This is a genomic window from Legionella tunisiensis, assembly GCF_000308315.1.
GTDB lineage: Bacteria > Pseudomonadota > Gammaproteobacteria > Legionellales > Legionellaceae > Tatlockia > Tatlockia tunisiensis.
Window position 1 is genome coordinate 1 of sequence record NZ_CALJ01000197.1, and the last position, 6,979, is coordinate 6,979.

The following is a 6,979-nucleotide window of genomic DNA, read 5'->3' on the forward strand; positions in this document are numbered from 1 at the left end:
TAAATGATAAGACATGGTTTTCATTCCCTCACTTACGGAACCATAATCTGCAATAACTTCGGCACCCATACGACGATAAAAGGGAACAGCGTAGGGATTTGAAATAAATTCGAATTGGCTCCATTTGTTCTGTTCTACAAACGAACAGACATCTTGTAACCAATCAATACTTATATTTGGTAAGTAGAGGCAAATGATTCTTCTTGACCCTTTACTGAAGTTTGTGGAGCAAGCTGAAATTGCAAGAACCGGGAAAGAATCCGAGATTTTCTTGTTGGATACTGCGCTGTTCTATTCTCAGTAACAGAGACTAGTGAATTGCTAATAGCGGGGCTTTCTTGGGTATTTGTTGTGTCTTCTGCTACATCGCCTCTATCTAGACCAATACCTGTATTTGTTGATGACGCAGAGAAAGAGTCCACCACGTCGTCAGCTCTCTTCTTTTTGGCATAAGGCTCAGATCTCTTTTTAGAGGACTGTTTAGACGAATATTCAGGGTGTTGCCTTTTTGAAGAGTTGACCGGCTCATTTCTCAGATCTACTAATAATTTTCTTGCATTCTCGACCAAATCATCAACCGAACTAACAAAGTGTGTATCAAATCCCAACTGCTGCTGAATTTTTTCATCTTTATACGTTTTTTTTAAAAGAGCAGAAAAACCTGTCCCTACACTGATAATCTTTTTTAATACTTCGGGCGTTGCAAGAGAGGGAGATTTTTGAGCAAAATGAAAGAAAATTTCTGCTTTGCGAAAATTAATCTCTTTTTTCTAAAAGTTGCTTCCATTAACTGGTTTGAAAGCAACGATGTAATGCTTGAAGAAGGGAAAGAGTGAGCATATTTGCTAATCATGTTATAACACTCATTAGCTTCCCTAAGGTGTTGAAAACACTCTTTACGAGTAGAACTCGTTTGCATCGCAAGCGCATACGCCGTATAACTTTTTCCTATTATTAGCAATGATTGATTGCATTGCTCTATCTCGGGAGCCATGCCTGTTGCTAAGATGGATTTGAGCTCACTTCTATCTACTTGCTCATATAACCCTATATTGGTTGCTAACAGTTCAGCATTTTGGGTATCTAAAAATGTTTCGTAATTGGAACGAATTTTCTCATAAATTTCTATTACATTGGTCATAACATCTCTCTAGAATATAAGCATATCCCTATGGTTGTATGGATACTCGGCTATTGAAAATACGGCGAAACTCACTCAATTTCAAACGAAGTCAGCAATTATGAAGTAAATATAAAAATGGTGACAAGGAAAATATTTCTACTTCAAAAATCAATTTGGAATGCACAAACTAGATATTGTTGCTGTACGAAACCAACGAACAGTAACTTTTTATCCTTGTTTGGATTTCATTATTGACTTGAATGGTTTGTCATTTCGCCTTTGCGGAAATAAAAATAAAAATACAGAAAACTACAGGATTGGAGTAGCACAACCAAGCTCTTCGACTAACTCAGAAATTTCATTCAGTTTCTTTTTGGCTGGCATTTTAAACAAACGAAATTCCCACCCTCTTCTATCTGAATGAGTGATTTCTAAACTGATCTTGGTGAGAGATAATTTGGCAAAAAAATCTTTCCATCCGTAATAAGGTTTTAAATTGTGGTAAGCCTCCTCAATGGCTTTTGTACAGCGACTATGGAAATTTTTGTAATCAACTTGCTTAGGATTTTCGATATTAAAATAAGTTTGCGCAGCATCTTCCAATGCCGTATATAAGATATCTACTACAGTCTTGGCCTTTATACCACTCTTATCATCATTAAACAGGAAGGCCTTTATCTTGGCTTCCTGCAACAGACTACTAAAAAAACTTGTTTAATCTTTCTCCTTTCAAAACCACTTGTAAAAACAGGGAAGCAAGTCCTTTAACGAGATAATTTGCGATAATTTTCCTTGCATACTCTCACATACCGCTAGACGTAATTCAAAAGAGGGCCACCAAAATACGGCCCTAAGATCGTTAGTAGTTGAGATAATCTGCTGTAAGTTATCTTTCATTGCCACACAAATAGCAACGTGTTGCTCCAGAGTAAGTGGAGAAAAGAGACTAGTAAACTCATAGGTATCTCTGACAATTTGCGGCAATTTCTCTTTCACTGCCAAACAAATAGTTTGATATTCCCTGGGAGAAAGCCAGCGTAATATATCTTTGAAATCATTAATATTATTAGTGAACTGCGGCAATCTGCCCTTTATTGCGGTAAAAACAGTGGTTCGTTGCTCAAGGTTGAGCCACTGAAGTACAAGATGAAAATCATAAGCACTGTTGATAAACAACGGCAAGCGGGCTTTCATTGTTTCATAAACAATTACTCGCTGTTCTGGGGCAAGCGGTTCCAATGCAGCATTGAAATCGACCGAGTCTTTAATAAGGTATGGCAAACGGCTTTGTACAGCTTCCATGATGATTTGACAACGATCTTCATCCATCATGATAAGGAGTGCGGCTAAATCACAGGCATCATGAAGAAATTTTTCGCTAACCCTGCTCCTATAAGAGGAAATATGGCTCTTAATTTTGCTGGCGATAATTCATGAATCCAAACAACAAGTGTTTCAAGTTTTTCGAATTGATCAATTAATTGTTGCTGAATCGCTTTAGGCTGACACAAATTGCTAATTGCAGTGGGACTTAATTTCATGAGCTCTTCTAAATCAGCTGACGATGAAATAGTGAGTTTAATCTGCAAGGCTTCAATTAACGGTAGCGTTAGATCCAGTTTATCCTCGCCACAATAATCTTGTTGCATGACCGCTTTGGCAAAAGCACTCTGGCAATTAACTAATTGTTGTTTTTTGTATTAACAAGATGGTCTTTGTCTTCGCTGCTAAGACCAATACCCATTAAAATCTGTTCTACAGGGTGCATTGCTTCTTCAAGTTTTTTCCTTCGATTGGCAATACAGATATCGCCTTCTATATTTTGAGTAGCGTTTGATGCAAGATCGAGTAAGATATTAATTTGTACCATTACTTGAGCAGGAATTTGCCCTTTACTGACCTTATCGAGCTTACTGAAGTACTCATTGAAATGGATAATGGCATCATAGGCCCCCTCTCCTGCATTCGCTTCATTTCCAGCACCATGCTTACTATTAAAGTAGAGTAGACGGGATAGTTGACGCAGATGAGTCAATAAGCTGCCCTGTTCATTAAGACTGATTTCATATTGATTATGAGCATTAAATAAAGCTTCCGTATAATCTGAATGTCTGATCAGACGTTGGTATTCCTCCGCACTTATACTAACCATTTCTTCAGAATGACATTTATAATCATAGTAAGGGTTGACCCATCCTGTCGTTGATGTTCCTGCTAATTCATTCAATTTCTTTACTGGAATAAGATATTTCCCTTCCCTTCCCAGAATATGAGTGTTTAACACTTGCAAAACATCATTCACCTCATGCAATGACGGATAAGATCCTGTTCCATCGAGAGAGTCTGTAGACAAAGTGGGCATTAAGAGCTTAAGAACACACCAGGACTCACCTTCATTCATCCAAACAGCTTTGTTATCCCAAACAAGTTTGGCGATCGCGGATAAAATAAAAGTAAGATCACTATCCGGATGCGCTGTGTAACACAGTGCTGTACCGTTCACCATCTCCCAATTATCGGCCAAAAAAGATTTCAACGCTCTAATTTGTAAATTAAATACGTTCGTTTTAAGAGTGTGGAGCCCATTAGCTGTTGAAGCAGTTAATCCATTTCCAGATAAGGGCAACGAATCAGTCGCCAACTCTGCCAATTCGATTTGAGAATCAAAGATATCTCCTTTGAGAATAAGAGACAGGTCATACAGTGTTTTTTCTCGATAGGCACAAAGAACTTTTTTCTGTAAATCAATTCTCTCAGGGATAGCTTGAGTCTGCATTTTGGCTATCTTTTCTAATAATTGGCTGGGGCTGAAGTTCTCATCAAGGGATAACGGCATGATTTCCTTTTCTCTATAACAACTTGATAGCTGGTAAAGAATGATAAATGGATAATATTATACTCCAAATGTCCAAAATTTGAATTATTAGTCTTTTAATAAGAGATAGATAAAGAAGTATAGGGAAAAATTTCACGTTCATGATAGTTGGTGTTATTGTTGGGACAAAATCGGGCTAAAACTATTCTAATGCGGAAGCACTCTCCATCAATCGCCGCAGCATGGTAGGCAATACTAGGTTGACGTAGATATGATCCAAACGTTATTTATTTTATTCTGTAGTAAGTTGCAATGAAAATTTAGAATTTTTTGTAACTACTACAGAAACTTACCATTAAAACAACCACAGAATTTTTCTTTCTAAAAAAGCTGCTTTGATCTATGCTGATGAATACCTTGAGTTTTCATTTTTATAACAACGAACTCTACTAGAATGAGATAAATCACGATGGATTTTATACTGCTTGGTATGACACTGCTCTTTTTTGCTCTTTGTCTCGGGTTAATCAATTTTTTTGATTCATTATCACGGAGTAAACAATGATCACATACCTGGGGTGTGGGTTAATTACCTTTGCTCTACTGATTTACTTGCTGCTTGTTTTATTTAAACCAGAAATATTTTAAAGAATATCCGATTTGTTGATAGTCAAAGAGTCTCGTGGAAGTTAAAAAGATCTCTCGCTACGTTTGAGAGAATATGGCAAAACGTCATTTCGAACACGGTGAAGAATCTCAGAATTTGTCGCGATACTCATTTCTGGGAACCAAGGATGTAGGGAGCACATCAACTAAGATAGTAATCACTAGGTTTTAACCAAGGGCTGTAAACAGTCCTTAGCAGAAGTAGAAAGGGATTCTATGATCACCGAGATCGGGTTATTGCAAATTATTTTTTATCTGTTAACTCTCCTTGCTCTAGTAAAACCTTTGGGTTGTTACATAGCCAGCGTTTATGCAGGGAACGCTTGGGGACTACATCGTCTTGGCATTCCGCTAGAGAAATTTATTTATCGGCTTGGTAGCATTAAACCGAAGCAAGACATGGATTGGAAACGTTACCTCACTGCGATGCTTGTTTTTAATTTATTCGGCGTATTAGCAGCCTATCTAATCCAACGTTTACAAGCCTATCTACCCTTCAATCCACAACAATTTTCTGCTCCCTCACCTTATCTGGCATTTAATACCGCTGTCAGTTTTGCCACCAATACGAATTGGCAATCCTACAGCGGAGAAACGACGATGAGTTATTTAACACAAATGCTTGCCCTTACCAGTCAAAATTTTCTTTCTGCAGCTACAGGCATGTCTCTCCTGGTTGCCCTAATCCGTGGCATCGCAGGTCATGAAACAAAGCATATAGGAAATTTTTGGGTGGATACTGTTCGAGGTATTCTTTATATCTTGCTGCCCCTGTCATTGATTTTTGCAGTCATTCTTGTGTCGCAGGGAGTGATTCAAAATTTTAAACCCAATCAAACAGTCAGCCTCTTACAACAGAGCAATTATCAAGTAGAGCAAACAACGACGGAAATCAAAAAACAAGTCATTCCTATGGGCCCTGTTGCTTCGCAAATTGCTATTAAACAGTTGGGTACCAATGGCGGTGGATTTTTTAATGTTAATTCCGCACATCCCTTTGAAAACCCTACGCCATTAACCAATTTTTTGGAGATGCTTGCTATCTTGTTAATTCCTGCTGCCCTTTGTTATACCTTCGGGCTCATGGTTAATGATAGACGTCAAGGATGGGCAATATTAGCCGCTATGTATCTTGTGTTTATTCCTTTTGTTATTTTTGCAGTGCTTGCTGAACAAGCAGGAAATCCAGCAATCACGTCTTTAGGAGTGGAGCAAAAAGCACAATTTGATAGTTATCCAGGCGGCAATATGGAAGGCAAAGAAACCCGCGTTGGCATTGTCAGTTCTGCGCTCTGGTCTATAGCAACCACCGCTGCTTCCAATGGCTCGGTTAACTCCATGCTTGATTCTTTTACACCCTTAGGAGGATTTGCACCTCTCTGGATGATGCATTTGGGTGAAGCTATCTTTGGTGGTGTCGGTTCAGGTTTATATGGCATGTTAATGCTTGTCATTATCACAGTCTTCATTGCTGGCCTTATGGTTGGAAGAACGCCTGAGTATTTAGGTAAAAAATTGAACCTTATGAAATGAAAATGGCCTCCATTGCCGTTTTAATTATGCCCCTTATTGTCTTGCTTTCTACAGCAGTGGGTTCTGTTACTAAGATGGGAGTGAGTTCGACTGGTAATCCCGGAGAACATGGGTTTAGTGAAATTCTCTATGCTTTCACCTCCATGGGAAATAACAATGGTAGCGCTTTTGCTGGACTCAATGCCAATACGCCTTTTTATAATCTGCTGGGTAGTTTGATGATGTTGATCTCACGTTTCTGGATTGCAATACCTGTCTTAGCGATCGCTGGTTCCCTTGCAGGCAAAAAATAAGGCCGCAAAGCTCAGGAACCTTGGCAACATACACCCCTCTTTTTATTCTTCTTCTTGTCAGTGTCACCATCCTTATTGGTGCGTTGTCTTTTCTTCCGGCATTGGCTCTAGGGCCAATCGTTGAACAATTAATACTTTGGGGACAGTATGGGTACTAAGACACATCGATCTTCCCTATGGGATTTCGGCATCGTAAAAACGGCCATAGGTCATTCCTTTTTAAAATTGGCACCCTTTCACCAAATTCGTAATCCGGTCATGTTTTGTGTTTATATCGGTTCATTGATAACAACCGGACTGTTCATTCAAGCTTTATTTGGAGAAGGAGAAGCCTCGCCGACATTTATTTTAGCAATTACTTTGTGGCTTTGGTTTACCCTCCTGTTTGCTAATTTTGCCGAAAGCATGGCAGAAGGCCGGGGCAAAGCACAAGCCCAGGCTTTGCGCAAAGCCCGTCGCGAAATCCAGGCGAAGAATTAGCCAAACCAACTAAAGGTGCAAAAATTACTTTGGTACAATCTAGCTCTTCTGCGTAGCGGCGACATTGTG

At 39.0% G+C, this 6,979-nt stretch carries 8 protein-coding genes and 1 pseudogene; 3 read left to right on the forward strand and 6 right to left on the reverse strand.

Annotated elements, in window-relative coordinates:
- Positions 1–170: 170 nt before the first annotated feature.
- The 6 genes from BN58_RS11695 to BN58_RS11720 all read right to left on the reverse strand — a co-directional run bounded on the left by BN58_RS11695 (position 171) and on the right by BN58_RS11720 (position 3,959).
- Positions 171–608 carry a hypothetical protein gene (locus BN58_RS11695; RefSeq protein WP_019216992.1) on the reverse strand — a complete coding sequence of 146 codons (438 nt, stop codon included), beginning with the start codon at positions 606–608 and terminating at the stop codon, positions 171–173.
- A 77-nt stretch (positions 609–685) separates the two neighbouring features.
- A complete protein-coding gene (locus BN58_RS11700) occupies positions 686–1,141 on the reverse strand; it encodes a hypothetical protein (RefSeq protein ID WP_019216993.1) in 456 nt (151 codons plus the stop codon).
- Positions 1,142–1,432: 291 nt separating this feature from the next.
- Complete coding sequence (locus BN58_RS11705; protein ID WP_019216994.1) at positions 1,433–1,816, reverse strand: hypothetical protein; 384 nt, start codon at positions 1,814–1,816, stop codon at positions 1,433–1,435.
- Between the two features lie 36 nt (positions 1,817–1,852).
- Positions 1,853–2,455, reverse strand: coding sequence for a hypothetical protein (locus BN58_RS11710; protein ID WP_019216995.1), 603 nt, complete (start codon positions 2,453–2,455; stop codon positions 1,853–1,855).
- Between the two features lie 14 nt (positions 2,456–2,469).
- Positions 2,470–2,772 carry a hypothetical protein gene (locus tag BN58_RS11715; RefSeq protein ID WP_019216996.1) on the reverse strand — a complete coding sequence of 101 codons (303 nt, stop codon included), beginning with the start codon at positions 2,770–2,772 and terminating at the stop codon, positions 2,470–2,472.
- 32 nt (positions 2,773–2,804) lie between these two features.
- Positions 2,805–3,959 (reverse strand): hypothetical protein, encoded by a 1,155-nt coding sequence (locus tag BN58_RS11720; protein ID WP_019216997.1) that lies wholly within the window; start codon positions 3,957–3,959, stop codon positions 2,805–2,807.
- A gap of 540 nt (positions 3,960–4,499) precedes the next feature.
- Here BN58_RS11720 and BN58_RS37820 point away from each other — a divergent pair.
- The 3 genes and pseudogenes from BN58_RS37820 to BN58_RS11730 all read left to right on the forward strand — a co-directional run bounded on the left by BN58_RS37820 (position 4,500) and on the right by BN58_RS11730 (position 6,910).
- The gene (locus BN58_RS37820; RefSeq protein WP_083852189.1) at positions 4,500–4,586 is read left to right on the forward strand and encodes a potassium-transporting ATPase subunit F; all 87 of its coding nucleotides are present in this window, start codon (positions 4,500–4,502) and stop codon (positions 4,584–4,586) included.
- Between the two features lie 234 nt (positions 4,587–4,820).
- Positions 4,821–6,588 (forward strand): annotated as a pseudogene (kdpA, locus tag BN58_RS24695) (potassium-transporting ATPase subunit KdpA).
- Complete coding sequence (locus BN58_RS11730) at positions 6,578–6,910, forward strand: hypothetical protein (protein WP_019216998.1); 333 nt, start codon at positions 6,578–6,580, stop codon at positions 6,908–6,910. Before kdpA ends, BN58_RS11730 begins: the two are co-directional and overlap by 11 nt.
- The last annotated feature ends 69 nt before the right edge of the window (positions 6,911–6,979 follow it).

Coding starts and splice junctions, on each gene's coding strand:
- BN58_RS11700 (WP_019216993.1), bottom strand. CDS start 1,141: ATGACCAATGTAATAGAAATTTATGAGAAAATTCGTTCCAATTACGAA.
- BN58_RS11710 (WP_019216995.1), bottom strand. CDS start 2,455: ATGATGGATGAAGATCGTTGTCAAATCATCATGGAAGCTGTACAAAGC.
- BN58_RS11715 (WP_019216996.1), bottom strand. CDS start 2,772: ATGCAACAAGATTATTGTGGCGAGGATAAACTGGATCTAACGCTACCG.
- BN58_RS11720 (WP_019216997.1), bottom strand. CDS start 3,959: ATGCCGTTATCCCTTGATGAGAACTTCAGCCCCAGCCAATTATTAGAA.
- BN58_RS37820 (WP_083852189.1), top strand. CDS start 4,500: ATGATCACATACCTGGGGTGTGGGTTAATTACCTTTGCTCTACTGATT.
- BN58_RS11730 (WP_019216998.1), top strand. CDS start 6,578: ATGGGTACTAAGACACATCGATCTTCCCTATGGGATTTCGGCATCGTA.